Below are 13,839 nucleotides of genomic sequence, written 5' to 3'. Positions count from 1 at the left end.
TGGTGGCCAAAGATACTGGAAAAACCCCACCCGAGATGGAGTTTCACCCCATGCCCGCCACCAGCCTGATGCACACCTACCAACCCCAGCCCCTGAGTTTCATCAGAGGGCTGGGCACCCGTCTCTGGGATCAGGCCGGCCGCGAATACCTGGATGCGGTGGCGGGCGTCGCGGTGACCGGTGTCGGCCACTCCCACCCGAAGCTGGTCCAGGCCATCAGCGAACAGGCCGGCTTGCTGCTGCACACCTCCAACCTCTACACCATCGACTGGCAGCAACAACTGGCGCAAAAGCTCACCGTCCTGGCCGGCATGGAGCGCGCGTTCTTCAACAATTCGGGGGCCGAGGCCAATGAAACCGCGCTCAAGTTGGCGCGCCTGCACGCCTGGAACAAAGGCATCCAGCAGCCCCTGGTGGTGGTCATGGAAAACGCCTTCCACGGGCGCACCCTGGGCACCCTGTCAGCCAGCGACGGGCCTGCGGTGCGGCTGGGGTTCGGCTGCCTGCCGGGGGATTTCATCAAGGTGCCGTTCGGCGACATCGTCGCCCTGGAACACATCGCCAGCGAATACGGGCAACGCATCAGCGCCGTGCTGATGGAGCCGATCCAGGGTGAAAGCGGTGTGCAACTGCCGCCGCCGGGTTACCTCAAGGCGGTCCGTGCCTTGTGCCATCGGCGCGACTGGTTGCTGATGCTGGATGAGATCCAGACCGGTATCGGTCGCACCGGCCACTGGTTCGCCTGCCAGCATGAACAGGTGGTGCCGGATGTGATGACCCTGGCCAAGGGCCTGGGCAACGGCATTCCCATCGGCGCCTGCCTGGCCCGGGGCAAGGCCGCGCAACTGTTCACCCCCGGCAGCCACGGCAGCACCTTTGGCGGCAATCCCCTGGCGTGCCGGGTGGCCTGCACCGTGCTGCAGATCATCGAGGAGCAGGGCCTGCTGGCCAACGCCCGGCGCCAGGGCGAGCAACTGCTGCAACGCTTGCGCAATGAACTCAGGACCCATCCCGAGGTGCTTGAGGTGCGCGGCCTGGGGCTGATGATCGGCATCGAACTCAAGCGCCCGCAGCCTGACCTGGTGGGGCTCGCGGCCCGCGAACAGGGCCTGCTGATCAATGTCACCCGGGGCCAGACCATCCGTTTGCTGCCGCCCCTGGTGATCGATGCCGACGAGGTGGAACTGATCGTCCAGGGCCTGTGCCGGGCTCTGGGTCGAGCCTGAGCACGGCGCCTTACCTGGATTGCAGCACCGCCTCCCCGGCCTTGGCCGGCAGGCGCAAAGTGCCCAGCAACGCCAGCAAGGCGATCAGCGCAACCCACAGAAAGCTCAGCTGAAAATCCGCCGTGGCGGCCTGCCCATCATTGCCATGGGCAGTCATCGCCAGGCGCAGCAGCAAGGCACCGATGGCCACCCCCAGGCCCATGCTCAGCTGGAAAAACATACTGAACAGGGTCGAGGCATCGCTCATCTGCACCTTGGGCACGTCGGCAAATCCCAGGGTGTTGAACGCGGTGAACTGCATCGAGCGGGACAAGCCGCCGACAAACAGGATCAACATAATCAGCGGCCACCCCATGCGCGGCTCCAGCCAGGCGCAGGCGGCAATCGCCAGGGCGCCGAGAATGCCATTGACCAGCAGCACCGGACGAAACCCCCAGCGCTGCATCACCGCCGTGGTGAAGGGTTTCATCGCCAGGTTGCCGGCAAACACCGCCAGCACCAGCAGCCCGGCATCCAGCGCCGAAAGGCCGAACCCGAGCTGGAACATCAGCGGCAACAGAAACGGCAAGGTGCTGATGGCGATGCGAAACAGCGAACCGCTGAACAGGCTGACACCAAAGGTGCGCACCCCGATCACCGCCAGGTGCAACAGCGGTTCTTCACGGCGGCGCATATGGGCCCAGGCCAGGGCCGCCAGCAGCAGCCCGGCACCGGCCAGGATCAGCCCCGGCCACCACTGGGCGCGCCCCAGGCCGAGCAGCTCGACCCCATACAGAATCGCCGCACAGGCGCCGCCCACCAGCACGAAGCCAGCCAGGTCGAAGCGGCGCGAACGAAGCTCGTCGCGCCTGGGCAACAGCACCAGGGCGGCGATCAGGGCCAGCAGGCCGAGGGGCAGATTGAGGTAAAAGATCCAAGGCCAGGAGGCATGGGTGACGATCAACCCGCCCAGCGGCGGCCCCAGGATCGGCGCCACCAGGCCCGGCCAGGTAATGAATGAAATCGCCCGCACCAGGTCCTTCTTTTCAGTGACCCGCAACACCGCCAGGCGCCCCACCGGGACCATCATCGCGCCGCTGATGCCTTGCAGCACCCGGGCCGCGACAAAGGTCTGCAGGCTGTCGCTCAAGCCGCACAGCAGGGACGAGACACTGAACAGGACGATGGCCGAACCGAAAACCCAGCGCGAACCAAAGCGATCGGCCAGCCAGCCACTGATGGGAATAAACACCGCGAGCGCCAGCATGTAGGCGCTCATGCCGATGTTCAGGTCCACGGCGGCCACGCCAAAGGTGCGGGCCATGTCCGGCAGCGCGGTGGCGATCACCGTGGCGTCGAGGTTTTCCATGAAAAAGGTCACCGCCACCAGCAGGGCGATCAGGGTGGAGCGGCGTGAAGACATGGGAGGCGGTACCCGGCCAGAGAAACGAGTGGCCTAAGGTACCCGATGGGGTTGGTTGCCGGTCAAGGGGCGCACGGCCTCGCCCCTGCCCGCGTTTGGCGTTCAGTCATCCAGGGGCTTGGCCGGGCCCGCCGGTTTCGCGGCCTTGCCCGCCTTGCCGGCGTGGGTCGGCTTGGCTTCGGGTTCCGGGGCTGGCGCGGGGGCAGCGGCTTCTTTTTCCGCCATGGGCATCTGGTCGATGGTGGCGAAGACTTCCTTGAGTTCAATGGCGCCGGAGTGTTCGAGCTTCTTCTCGCCGTCCTTGCCCACCAGGATCACCTTGGTCTGGGCCCCCGCCCCGAGCTTGAGGCTGCGGATCAGGGCCATGGTGGATTGCGGATCGAGGTCCTTGCCGTCGCGCTGGCCCATGGTGTTGATCACCGTGTAGAGCACCATGTTGCGTTCGGTAAAGGCCTGGCGATTGGCCGGCTCGTCCAGCGACTTCTTCAGGCTCATCAGTGTCGGATCGACGCTGCTGGGGGCGATGACTATCAGCGGGCGCGCCTTGCCCAGCTCCTGGGCCAGCGGGCCGTCATTGTCGGCGGCCAGCAGGGGACCGGCGACAGCAAGCAGGGTTGCGAGGGTCAATGACCGAATGAACATGCGTCTCTCCTGTTGATTTTCCACGTTCTAATGATTGCGCATTGCGGGAAAAGGTCCAGGCCGCGACTCAAAATCTGACATTTTAATCGGCCAAAAGCGCCTTCCCGGCCTGAATCGACGGCAGCGCCTGGCCCACGAAATCGATAAACGCGCGCACTGCCGGGGCCATTTGCCGCTGGCTGAAGTAATACAGATAGAACCCGGGAAACGCCGGCGTCCAGTCGGCCAGCAGGTGCACCAGCCGCCCCTGCTCCACCAGGGCCTGGACCTGATGGGCGAATACATAGGCGATACCGGCCCCCGCCAGCACGATCGGGGTCAGCAGTTGCGGATCACTGACCACCAGGGCGCCCTCCACCGCCACTTGCAATGAGCGGCCACGCTTTTCGAACTCCCAGCGATAGACGCTGTTATCGGTCGGCCAGCGGTAGGACAGGCACTGATGCCCGCGCAGGTCCTGGGGAGTGCGCGGTGTGCCATGGCGCTGCAGATAGCCGGGGGCAGCCACCACCATCATCCGCAGCTCACCGCTCAGGCTCAGGGCGTGCATGTCCTGCTCCAGGCACTCGCCCAGGCGGATGCCGATATCAAAGCCGCCGGCGACGATGTCCACCAGGCGATCGTCGACCTCCACATCCAGGCTGATCAGCGGATGGGCCTGCATAAACCCGGCCAGCAGCGGCGCCAGGTAATGCACCGCGGCGTCCCGGGTGCTGTTGATTCGCACCCTGCCGGCCGGCACTGCGTGGGCTGCGCCCATGGCCGTCGCTACCGCCGCATCGATATCGGCCAGGGCCGGCCGCAGCCGATCCAGCAGGCCACTGCCGATCTCGGTCAGGCTCACGCTGCGCGTGGTTCGGTTCAACAGACGGGCGCCGAGACGCTCCTCCAGATGACGGATGGTCTGGCTCAGCGCCGAGGCCGAAACGCCCAGATGGGCCGCCGCACGGGCGAAGTTGCCCTGCTCGGCGACTGCGACGAATGCCCGCAGCTCGGCATGTTCACTGCCACGCATTATGTATCTCCAGCTTAATAAGCCATGGCGATACTACGGCATTCTCTAATCAATCCAAGGGTGAAATCCTGGCGCTTCCGCTATCTATCGAGGAGCTCCAGGACCATGGGCAGGTTTGAAGGGAAACGCATTCTGATTACCGGCGGCACCCGCGGCATGGGCCACGCCGCCGCCCAAAGCATCATTGCCGAAGGCGGAGAGGCCTGGGTCACCGGGGTCGATCCACAGCGGGTGGAAGCCGTTGCCGCAACCTTGGGCGCCCATGGCCGAGCCCTGCGCAACGACGCCGCAGCCGTCGACACCGGCCAGGCACTGGCGAACTGGGTGGCCGGCGCCGGCTTGCTCGACGGCCTGTGGCTGAATGCCGGTTACGCCGAGCTGGGGCCGCTGGAACAGGTCGACGCCCAGGCGTTCGACCGAATGCTGGCGACCAATGTACGCGGCCCAGCCTTGCAGTTGGCGGCCCTGTCGCCGCTGCTCAAGCCGGGGGCGTCGGTACTGGTAAGCGCCTCCAGCTCCGCCTACGAAGCCGCCGCCATGGCCAGCCTGTACGCCGCCAGCAAAGGCGCGCTGGTGTCCATGGCTCGCTGCTGGGCCAGTGCCTTGAGCACACGGCGGATTCGGGTGAACGTACTGCTGCCAGGGCCCATCGCCACCGGCTTTCGTGATTTTCTCGGTCCCCAGGCGCAGCAGGACTTTGATCGGCACATCACCCGCCAAGTGCCGCTCGGACGCATGGGCAGCGCCGATGAAGCGGCAGCGGTGGCGTTGTTCCTGCTGTCCGATGCCGCCTCGTTCGTCACCGGCAGCCAGTACCCGGTGGATGGCGGGCTGATGATGCGCTGAGCGCCCGTTACTGCAACTGCCACTCCAGCCCTTTGAAGCCGGCCAACCGGTATTCACCGGCCTGCGGCTTGAGGGTGCGCAGCAACTCGTCGAGGCTCGCCGGCGTCAGGGTCAGGGTCAGCAACTGGTCTTCGATCTGCAACTGGTCCTGCTCCCCGGCCACGAAACGCAGTTGCCAGTCGGCCCCCGCCACCAGGAACGGCTTGCCGAATGGCAGGCGCAATGGCAACAGGGCCAGCAGTTCATCGGCTTGGCGCGCCGCCAGGGTGATGCGGGTCTGGGTCGAGCGCAGCAGGCGTTCCTGCTGGGTCACTTGCAGCAGGTCGGTGTACAGGTAGCCGCTGGCGGATCCGTCGCGGCTCAGGCCTTCGGCAATCTGCTGGCGAACCTGGCCCCGGTCGAGCAGCGACTCACGCTCAAGATCGGTGATCCAGAGCGGCATATAAGGCAGCAGAACATCCAGCAGCTTGTGGGTGCGCCAGCGCTTGGCGGCCTGCTCTTCGTCATCGGTCAGGCCCACCACCTGCAGGAACTTCAGGCTGCCATTGGCGGTGTCCAACTCGGGCAATTGCGGGTCGCTGATAAAAGCCATGGAGCAGATCTGCGTCGGCTGGTCGCGAGCAATCGGACCGTTGGCCGGCATCCAGTCGCCATCACGGAACACATTGCCGCTGCCGAATACATAGCGCGCCAGGTTCTGCAAAAAGTTCATCGCCCAGGTTGGCGGATGGGCTTCATCCGCGGCGCAGGCCAAGCGAAAGGTCAGCTCGAAACCAAAGCCGCTGGTCTGCGCATTATCGTTTTCCTTAGCGTACAGCTCGGAAAAGCCGTAGGTGATGAAGTGCCAATGGGGCAGCGGCTCCAGGTTCTTGTAGACGCTGATGCCGTCCAACGGATCGTTGCCGCCGAGGCTATAGGAAATGATGGTGCCGAAATGCTGGGGTTCCTGGCCGGGATACAGCGCTTCCAGGCGCTGGGAAATCCCGTCCCAGCCCACGGTCGATGGCAGCTCGTCTTGCTCGAGGGGGGTGTCGGACATCATGTCGCTCCTTGGGGTCGATCGTACGGGTCCGCCTATTGACGGCATCGACGGTGAAAAGTGCCGGCAATCTTAACCTGCGGCCCCAGGGTCGAGCACGGGCGTGTCCCAACAACTCGCGCAGATCGACCCGAACCCGGCCACTCATAACGTAAACAATTGCATTACCCGAGCACCACAAGAGTGCAACACAACTGTGCAACGCCCATGAACAACTCACGAACGGTAATTGCCAACAATTGCCAGGCAAAGTTGCTGTTCAATCAATAAAGACTGACTCAGCTCAATCGCTTCATTTCAAACTTTTGTTAATCGAAGTTCCTCCTCCAGTGCCAGCCGCCAATCGCCTGACGCCAGAGAATACGCACCATTCACGCGCCTGGCCCGACACTTGCGGCGCGGAATAAACCACGCGGTTAAACAAGCCGATTGGCACTCCTTATATAAGCCCGACACAGCGTCAAACTGGCTTGTTCTATAAGCATCGGCCGCTCTATAGTGCGCGCTGCATAAAAAACCCCGTTCAAGAAGTGGCCGCGCAAGGACCGCACTGCACTTCCTGAAACAGTCCGCGGCTGCCTGGATATTTCGCAATGAGCTCTGTCTACCCATGATCCCGTTATTGGTCTGTGATGATTCGAGCATGGCCAGGAAGCAGGTGCTGCGAACCCTGCCCAGCGAATGGCGAGTGTCCGTCACTCAGGCCTGCAACGGCCAGGAGGGGCTTGAGGCATTGCGCCAGGGGCTGGGCCAGGTGGTGCTGCTGGACCTGACCATGCCGGTGATGGATGGCTATCAGTTGTTGAGCGCGGTCCAGGCCGAAGGAATCGAGGCGCAGATCATTGTGATCTCCGGTGATGTGCAGGAAGAAGCCATTCGCCGGGCCCGCGAACTGGGCGCCCGGGCCTTCCTGAAAAAACCCTTCGACCCGGACCAGTTGCGCGCGCTGCTCAGCGAACTGCGCCTGCTCGACGGCACGGTCCAGGTCCCGGCCCTGGCGCCCTCCCCAGCCCCGCAAGTGACCTTTCGCGACGCGTTCCGCGAAACGGTCAACGTGTCCATGGGCTACGCCGCGGCGCTGATCGCCAAGGTGCTCGAAGTGTTCGTGCACCTGCCGATTCCCCACGTCAATGTGCTCGAAGCCGGCGAGCTGCAGATGCTGCTGGCCGACGCCAACCGCGCCCAGCAACTGACCGCCATTTGCCAGAGCTACATCGGCAGTGGCATCGCCGGCGAGGCCTTGCTGATGTTCTATGACTCGGAGGTCGCCGACATCGCCAAGCTGATGGAGCACGGCACCGCCGAGTACCAGGAAATGGAAGTGCTGATCGACCTCTCCAGCGTCCTGATCGGCGCCTGCCTGAGCAGCATCGCCGACCAGCTGGATGTGTTCTTTTCCGTCGGCCACCCGCAGGTGCTGGGGGAGCAGACCTCGATCGATGAATTGATCCGCCTCAATCAGCAACGCTGGGCCAAGACCCAGGCCGTGGAAATCAGCTACAGCCTCGAAGAACAGAACATCCACTTCGACCTGTTGCTGCTGTTCACCGAAGGCTCCATGGAGCTGCTGGAGCAAAAACTTTCCTACCTGATGAGCTGAGCCCATGCGCAACCGAATGGATTTTAGTGAGCTGCACTGGCTGCTGGCGATCGTCCAGAGCATTGACGTCGGCATCGTGGTCCTGGACCTCGAATGCCAGGTCCAGGTGTGGAACAGCTTTATGGAGAACCGCTCCGGGGTGCAGTCCAAGGACGCCATCGACCGCTCGTTCTTCGAGCTGTTTCCAGAGGTCGACCAGGAGTGGTTCAGCCGCAAGCTCGGCCGGGTGGTGGCCCTGGGTACCCCGGCCTTCACCATCTGGAAGCAGCGCCCGTACCTGGTGCGATTCAAGAACTACCAGCCAATCACCGGCCAGGGCGAGTTCATGTTCCAGAACACCACCCTGCTGCCGCTGCGCTCGTCCAACAGCGAAATCCACCACGTGTGCCTGGTGATCTATGACGTCACCGATGTGGCGATCAACAGCCAGGCCCTACAAGGCGCCAATGCCCAGTTGCAGCACCTGTCGCGCACCGACCACCTGACCCAGCTCTACAACCGTGGACACTGGGAGCAGAGCGTGGAGTTGGCCTACCAGCGGCAGAGCCACGGCATGTCCCTGGTGATGCTCGACATCGATCACTTCAAGTCGATCAATGATCGCTACGGCCACCCCGCCGGCGACGCCGTGATCCGCCAGGTCTCGACCCTGATCCGCCAGCACGTGCGCGCAGGTGACGTGGCCGGGCGCTATGGTGGCGAAGAGTTCGCCCTGCTCCTGCCCCACACCGACCATGACGGCGCCTGCAAACTGGCCGAGCGCCTGCGCCAGGCGGTCGAGCACCAGGAAGTCATCCATCAGGGCCAGAGCATCCGCTTCACCATCAGCCTCGGTGTCGCCAGCCTCGACCGCCCGACCCAGGACCACCGCTGCCTGATCGGCTGGGCCGACCAGGCGCTGTACGCCTCGAAACATGCCGGACGCAATCGGGTGTCCAGCTACACGGGCTGACTCCGGGCGCCAAGTACGGCGCCGGGCTAAAAAAAAGCCCGGGCTGCGGATAGAGTGCGCCAGCTCGCGGTCCACATTGGCTGCATCAATGCGCGACCTCTCCCCTGAATTGCCGGAACAAGGAGTCCTCTGGCCATGGCCGATCCTCGAACAGCCTCCCCTCAACAGCAGTGGCACAACGCCGTACTGCAATACACCCGCGCCATCAACCAATACGTGCAAGACGGCATGGCCCAAGGCTGGGACGGGCTCGAAGAGCCGACACTGCCGGAAACCGAACACCTGCTGAATGCCTGGCAAGCCGCCCTCGAAACCCTCAACCAGCAACCCCGGGATGCCGCCGCATTCGCCGCCTGGCGTGAAGAGTGGCCGCCGGCGCACTTCCCGCTGCATTCGCGCCTGGAGCAGGAGGGCCGCTCGATCCCGGCCCTGGCACTGCTGGACGACGGCACCCTGCTGGCACGCATCGGCGCCCCCTATGAAGGCGGGCATGTGGTGCATATCGACGGACAGCACATTGAAAAGGTCAGCCAGGGCAAGTTCTTCGGACGTTGCCCGCAGCGCCGATTCTTTGCCTGGTCGGTACCCAGCGGCGTGCGTGTCACCGACGGCTGGAATGGCCCGCAAGTGGCCGAGTTCCCCTGGCCCACCGGGCGTGAAGGCTTGCCGGACAGCCTGGTACTGGAAGAAGAGGCGCAAATACTGCCCAGCGCGCTGATCCCCTTCCCCGATGGCCAGCGGGTGCTGCTGGTGAGTTCGGACGGGATCTTCGTGCTGCACGCCGAAGGCGCCACCCGGGTCCTGCGGCGCCCGGAAGAACTCGACAAAGACCTGGCCGACGGTGTCGCCCCCGATGACCTGGCCGTGGGCCTGTCCATGGAGCACGGGGCGATCTCCCCTGACGGCCAGTGGATCGCCATCGGCGAACAGTGCGGGCATCACCTGGTGCTCAACGCCCAGCTGGAGGTGGTGGCCGAGGTCGGCCCGGCCGGTGAATACCCGCACTTCGCGATGTTCAACCAGGCCGGCGACCGACTGATCCTCAATGCCTGCCACTTCTATAACGGCGGCACCCTGGGGGTGGCGGTGGCCGATCTGCCGGGCCTGCGCACCGACTTTTACAGCGATGACCCCCGGACCCCGGTGTTGCAGGAAGGTGCCCGGGTCTATGCCGGCGCGGCCCGCCACGATGAGTTCATCGTCGGCGACGCCTACGGCTACCTGCGCGCCTTCAGTGAAACCGGCGAGGAGCGCTGGCAGCACTACGTCGGCTCGTCCTTCAGCGCGATGGACATCAGCCCCGACGGCAAGACCCTGGTGGCGGCCACCTGCGCCGGGATCATCGTGCAGATCGACCTGGACGCCGGGCGCCCGCAATGGCAGATCGGCACCGGCGATCACCACGAAGTGCGGCGCTGGATGTTCTGGAAGAGTTTCGCCAAACCCCTGGTCTGCTAAGCCTCGGCCGGCGCGCGGGGTTTGCCACCCGCGTGCCGGAACAAGGGCGCCCTACAGGGTGTAGGCAATCCCCATCTGCACCGTACGCGGCGCGCCCGGGTAGGCGTAAACGTTGCCGAAGGCACCTTCGTCATAGTCGGCGTTGAACAGGTTCTTCACGTCCAGGTTCAGGCGCACGTGCTGGTTGAGCTTGTAGTAGCTGAGCAGGTCGAACACCCGGTAGCTGTCCATGCTGAAGGCGTTGGCCGCGGTCTGCCCGGCGCGCTCGGCGACGTACTTGGCTCCCAGCCCCAGGCCCAGGCCCTTGAGCCCGCCGTCCTGAAACTCGTAGACATTGAGCAGGCTGAAGCTGTTGCGCGGAATGTTCAGCAGGCGGGTTCCCGAGGCCAGGCGGTTGTCCTTGGTGACCTCGGCGTCGACATAGGCGTAGCCACCGATCATCCGCCACTCCGGGGTCAGGTTGCCGGCCACGTTCAGGTCCAGGCCACGACTGCGCACTTCGCCGGCGGCGACACTGAACGTCGAATCCACCGGATCGGCCGTCAGCACGTTGCGCTTTTCAATCTGGTAGAGCGCCGCGTCCACACTTAACTGGCGCTCCAGGGCTTCCCACTTGACCCCCACTTCATAAGACTTGCCCTCCTCCGGCTTGAAGCCGCCACCGGTACGCGCCGCGCCGGTGTTCGGCTTGAAGGAACGCGCGGCGTCGGCGTACACCGCCACGGTCGGCGTCAGGTTGTAGAGCAGGCCGGCGCGCGGGGTCACCGCGTTGTCGCTGTTGGTCCAGCTCGGCGTGCCGGCCAGGTAGCTGTCGTAGTCATGTTCGAAACGCTCGAAACGCGCCCCCACCAGCGCCTTGAGGTTCTCGGTCAGGCTCACTTGGTCCTGGATGAAGGCGGCGTAGGTCTTGAGGTTTTCCTGGTCATGGGTGGTGGTGCGGGTCAGCGCCGGACGGGCCTGGCCGTAGACCGGATCGAAGATATCGATGGGGTAACTGATGCCGCCCGCGGAGCGCTGGATGATCGACTGGTAATCGTAGTCTTCGTACTCGACGCCAGTGAGCAGGGTGTGCTCGAAACCCGCCAGGGAGAAATGCCCGGTGAGGTTCAACTGGTAGTCGCGGTCACGCCACTCCAGCTTGCGGTAGTTGAAGTTGCGCCCCAGGGTGCGCCCGTCGGCGGCAATGCCATTGGCCTCGATGCCGTTGCCGGCCAGCGAGCCGTCGAGGATCTGCGCACCGCCACCCAGGGTCCAGTCGTCGTTGAGGAAATGCTCGAAGCGCAGCTGGCCCATATTGTTGTCGTTGTGCAGCTTGCCGATGTCCTTCTCGCCAAAAAAGGTCTCGCGCGAGGCCACGCCGATCTGCGCCGGATAGCGGGTGACGCCGCGATCCAGGGGCGCATTGTTGCGCATGAAGTCCCCCTCGAAAGTGATCTTGGTGCGGTCGTCGACCTGCCAGCTGAGCACCGGGGTCACGCCGTAACGCTCGGTCTCCACATGATCGCGGAAGGTGTCGCCGCCCTCGCCGATGACATTCAGGCGGTAGGCGAAACGCCCTTCCTGGTCCAGCGGCCCCGAGGCGTCCAGGGTGCCACGACGCATGCCCTGGTCGCTGAGCTGGCTGCCCAGGGTCACCGCCGTCTCTTTCAGCGGCTGCTTGGACACCACATTGAAGGTGCCGCCCGGATCGCCACGACCATAGAGCATGGTGGCCGGGCCGCGCAGCACTTCCAGACGCTCGATGGTGTTGGCGTCGGGCATGTTCGGGTAGCCGCGGTTGATCGGGAAGCCGTTGCGGTAGAACTCGCCGGTGGTAAAGCCGCGCACAGTGAAAGTGGTCAGGCCCTGGCCGCCGAAATTGTTCGCCCGGCCCACGCCGCCGGCGTAGTCCAGGGCATCCTGCAGGCGCGTGGCGCCGAGGTCTTCCACGGCGTCGCGGGTGACCACGCTGATGGACTGCGGGGTTTCATGAATCGAGGTGTCGGTGCGGGTGGCGCTGGCGGAACGGGTGGCGCGATAACCCTGGACCGGACCCTGGGCCTGCTCTTCGGTGGTGCCGTTGATATCAATCGCCTGCAGCTCGATTGTCGACCTATCAGTGGCTGCCGATTCAGCCCAGGCGGCCTGGGAAATGGCTTGGATCACGCACAGAGAAACCAGAGTTCGACGCATCAACGGACTGCCCTTAAAGAGATGCCGGGCACAACAGGAGCCCGACAAGAATTGGTATCGAATATTATCAATACTCATTCTCAGTTGATACTTTTTATGGTTACTTTGTCCTACAAAAATACCGTTGTGCCATCACTCGAACCCTGCTATCGCGCGCCTGCCAAGACCGCTGGCGAGCGTATCTTGCGCGGCGTCTCAGGCGTTCCCGGCAGAGAACCAGGCCTCGATTTTGAGGTTTTCCGGATCGTTGATGGCGGCCAGGTACTCGTCGAGGGTGACTTCACCGACACAGGCCCGGGCCCCGGGTTGCGGCACGTAGCCGTCGAGCAGTTTGCGGGTCAGGGCCACGGCGGCGCAGCTGGGAATCTGCGGCCCCTTGTCGTTGGCGGCGGTCAGTTGTGCGGTCATGGCCAGGGGTTGGCCGTCGACGCCCTGCCCCTGAACGTCGATATACATCGCGCTCTGGCCGTCGCCGAGTTTTTCGAACCACAGGCCGCACCGGTAGAGCCGGGCCGCCCAGGCCTGGGTCGAACGCACCAGCCCGAACCGCACCGCCTGGGCCAGCAGGGCATTGGCCAGGCCGGCGATCTTCAGCCCGGCGCCGGCCTTGAACACCAGGGTGTGGGCGCCGTAGCGCTCGGCGAACAGGTCCAGGTCCGGCACGTCGACGTTGGCCAGCAAGCGGCTGCCCAGGTACGGCATCTTGCGCAGGGTCAGGCCCTGCCAGGCGATCACCGGGTACGGCCGGCCGTCCTTGAGTTGCTGGATCGGCTTGCCGGCATAGGCCAGCACGCCTTCGATGGTCGACAGGCCGGGCATTTTCGCCGAGGAGGAAATACCGTGTTCGATGCGTTCGATACGGGCAAAACGCGCCCGATGCTGGTCGATGATCGCCGCCGCCAGGGTCGGCACCGAGCTGCAGCCGCTGAGCAGCGTGACCCCGGCCTCGCGCGCCGCCTGGTCCAGCACGCCGATGCCGCCGACAAAGGTCCGGCAGTCGGCCAGGTCGCAGTAATTGACCCCGGCCTCGATACAGGCCCGAGCCACGGTGTAGGGCTGGCCCTGGAAGGGCCCGCCGGTATGGATCACCAGTTCGATGCCCAGGCTGCCCAGGGCCGCCGTGAACTGGGGCCCCATCGCATCGCCGCACCAGCTGCTGCAATCCTGGGCGCCTTGCTGGCGCAGTTCGTCGAGCTGTTGCGCTAGCTTTTGCCGGTTGCGCCCCGCACTCACCAGGCTCACGCCCGGCATCTGGCCCAGATGACGGCAGACGATGCTGCCGAAATTTCCGTAACCACCGATCACCATTACCTTCAACGTCATCTATGACTTCCTTGCATCAGTGGCTCAGACGGTCCCTTTTCTGGCTTGGGGGCCGGCGCGCGGGAGCTTCCCCGATTTATCCGGCAGGAGCAAGCGCAGTCGCCCTCCCGGGCCGGAAAGTGCCCGTTTTTAGCCCGGAAAAATCCGACTGACCTACAAACCGA

General features: G+C 64.4%; 11 protein-coding genes. 5 read left to right on the top strand and 6 right to left on the bottom strand.

What is annotated here, in order from left to right:
* Positions 1-50: 50 nt before the first annotated feature.
* Positions 51-1,226: an aspartate aminotransferase family protein gene (locus JFU57_RS20015; RefSeq protein WP_201130534.1), complete on the top strand. Its 1,176-nt coding sequence runs from the start codon at positions 51-53 to the stop codon at positions 1,224-1,226.
* A gap of 10 nt (positions 1,227-1,236) precedes the next feature.
* Here the strand turns inward: JFU57_RS20015 and JFU57_RS20010 are convergent, their stop codons facing one another.
* From JFU57_RS20010 to JFU57_RS20000, 3 genes are all read right to left on the bottom strand, one after another.
* Entirely contained in the window at positions 1,237-2,628 is a 1,392-nt protein-coding gene (locus tag JFU57_RS20010) for an MFS transporter (protein WP_078472555.1), read from the bottom strand.
* A gap of 102 nt (positions 2,629-2,730) precedes the next feature.
* The gene (locus tag JFU57_RS20005; RefSeq protein ID WP_078472556.1) at positions 2,731-3,270 is read right to left on the bottom strand and encodes a DUF4174 domain-containing protein; all 540 of its coding nucleotides are present in this window, start codon (positions 3,268-3,270) and stop codon (positions 2,731-2,733) included.
* Between the two features lie 82 nt (positions 3,271-3,352).
* A complete protein-coding gene (locus JFU57_RS20000) occupies positions 3,353-4,285 on the bottom strand; it encodes a LysR family transcriptional regulator (RefSeq protein ID WP_078472557.1) in 933 nt (310 codons plus the stop codon).
* A gap of 105 nt (positions 4,286-4,390) precedes the next feature.
* Here JFU57_RS20000 and JFU57_RS19995 point away from each other — a divergent pair, with 105 nt between their 5' ends.
* Positions 4,391-5,131, top strand: coding sequence for an SDR family oxidoreductase (locus JFU57_RS19995; RefSeq protein WP_078472558.1), 741 nt, complete (start codon positions 4,391-4,393; stop codon positions 5,129-5,131).
* 7 nt (positions 5,132-5,138) lie between these two features.
* On the opposite strand, the gene JFU57_RS19990 is transcribed toward JFU57_RS19995, so the two are convergent.
* Positions 5,139-6,170, bottom strand: coding sequence for a suppressor of fused domain protein (locus tag JFU57_RS19990; protein WP_201130533.1), 1,032 nt, complete (start codon positions 6,168-6,170; stop codon positions 5,139-5,141).
* A gap of 610 nt (positions 6,171-6,780) precedes the next feature.
* Here JFU57_RS19990 and JFU57_RS19985 point away from each other — a divergent pair.
* The 3 genes from JFU57_RS19985 (at position 6,781) to JFU57_RS19975 (ending at position 10,180) form a co-directional block, all read left to right on the top strand.
* Positions 6,781-7,770: a response regulator gene (locus tag JFU57_RS19985; protein ID WP_201130532.1), complete on the top strand. Its 990-nt coding sequence runs from the start codon at positions 6,781-6,783 to the stop codon at positions 7,768-7,770.
* Positions 7,771-7,774: 4 nt separating this feature from the next.
* The gene (locus JFU57_RS19980; protein WP_078472561.1) at positions 7,775-8,722 is read left to right on the top strand and encodes a sensor domain-containing diguanylate cyclase; all 948 of its coding nucleotides are present in this window, start codon (positions 7,775-7,777) and stop codon (positions 8,720-8,722) included.
* Between the two features lie 135 nt (positions 8,723-8,857).
* Positions 8,858-10,180, top strand: coding sequence for a hypothetical protein (locus tag JFU57_RS19975; protein ID WP_201130531.1), 1,323 nt, complete (start codon positions 8,858-8,860; stop codon positions 10,178-10,180).
* A 51-nt stretch (positions 10,181-10,231) separates the two neighbouring features.
* On the opposite strand, the gene JFU57_RS19970 is transcribed toward JFU57_RS19975, so the two are convergent.
* On the bottom strand, positions 10,232-12,352 hold the full coding sequence (locus tag JFU57_RS19970) for a TonB-dependent siderophore receptor (protein ID WP_201130530.1): 2,121 nt from the start codon (positions 12,350-12,352) through the stop codon (positions 10,232-10,234).
* 195 nt (positions 12,353-12,547) lie between these two features.
* On the bottom strand, positions 12,548-13,675 hold the full coding sequence (locus tag JFU57_RS19965) for a saccharopine dehydrogenase family protein (RefSeq protein ID WP_201130529.1): 1,128 nt from the start codon (positions 13,673-13,675) through the stop codon (positions 12,548-12,550).
* Positions 13,676-13,839 lie beyond the last annotated feature (164 nt).

The sequence above is a fragment of the Pseudomonas sp. TH07 genome (genome assembly GCF_016651285.1).
Taxonomy (GTDB): domain Bacteria; phylum Pseudomonadota; class Gammaproteobacteria; order Pseudomonadales; family Pseudomonadaceae; genus Aquipseudomonas.
This window is presented reverse-complemented; position numbering and strand designations above follow the sequence as displayed.

Bases quoted from the DNA above. Each gene is read 5' to 3' on its own strand.
- JFU57_RS20015 (WP_201130534.1), top strand. From the start codon at position 51: ATGCCCGCCACCAGCCTGATGCACACCTACCAACCCCAGCCCCTGAGT.
- JFU57_RS20010 (WP_078472555.1), bottom strand. From the start codon at position 2,628: ATGTCTTCACGCCGCTCCACCCTGATCGCCCTGCTGGTGGCGGTGACC.
- JFU57_RS20005 (WP_078472556.1), bottom strand. From the start codon at position 3,270: ATGTTCATTCGGTCATTGACCCTCGCAACCCTGCTTGCTGTCGCCGGT.
- JFU57_RS20000 (WP_078472557.1), bottom strand. From the start codon at position 4,285: ATGCGTGGCAGTGAACATGCCGAGCTGCGGGCATTCGTCGCAGTCGCC.
- JFU57_RS19995 (WP_078472558.1), top strand. From the start codon at position 4,391: ATGGGCAGGTTTGAAGGGAAACGCATTCTGATTACCGGCGGCACCCGC.
- JFU57_RS19990 (WP_201130533.1), bottom strand. From the start codon at position 6,170: ATGTCCGACACCCCCCTCGAGCAAGACGAGCTGCCATCGACCGTGGGC.
- JFU57_RS19985 (WP_201130532.1), top strand. From the start codon at position 6,781: ATGATCCCGTTATTGGTCTGTGATGATTCGAGCATGGCCAGGAAGCAG.
- JFU57_RS19980 (WP_078472561.1), top strand. From the start codon at position 7,775: ATGCGCAACCGAATGGATTTTAGTGAGCTGCACTGGCTGCTGGCGATC.
- JFU57_RS19975 (WP_201130531.1), top strand. From the start codon at position 8,858: ATGGCCGATCCTCGAACAGCCTCCCCTCAACAGCAGTGGCACAACGCC.
- JFU57_RS19970 (WP_201130530.1), bottom strand. From the start codon at position 12,352: ATGCGTCGAACTCTGGTTTCTCTGTGCGTGATCCAAGCCATTTCCCAG.
- JFU57_RS19965 (WP_201130529.1), bottom strand. From the start codon at position 13,675: ATGACGTTGAAGGTAATGGTGATCGGTGGTTACGGAAATTTCGGCAGC.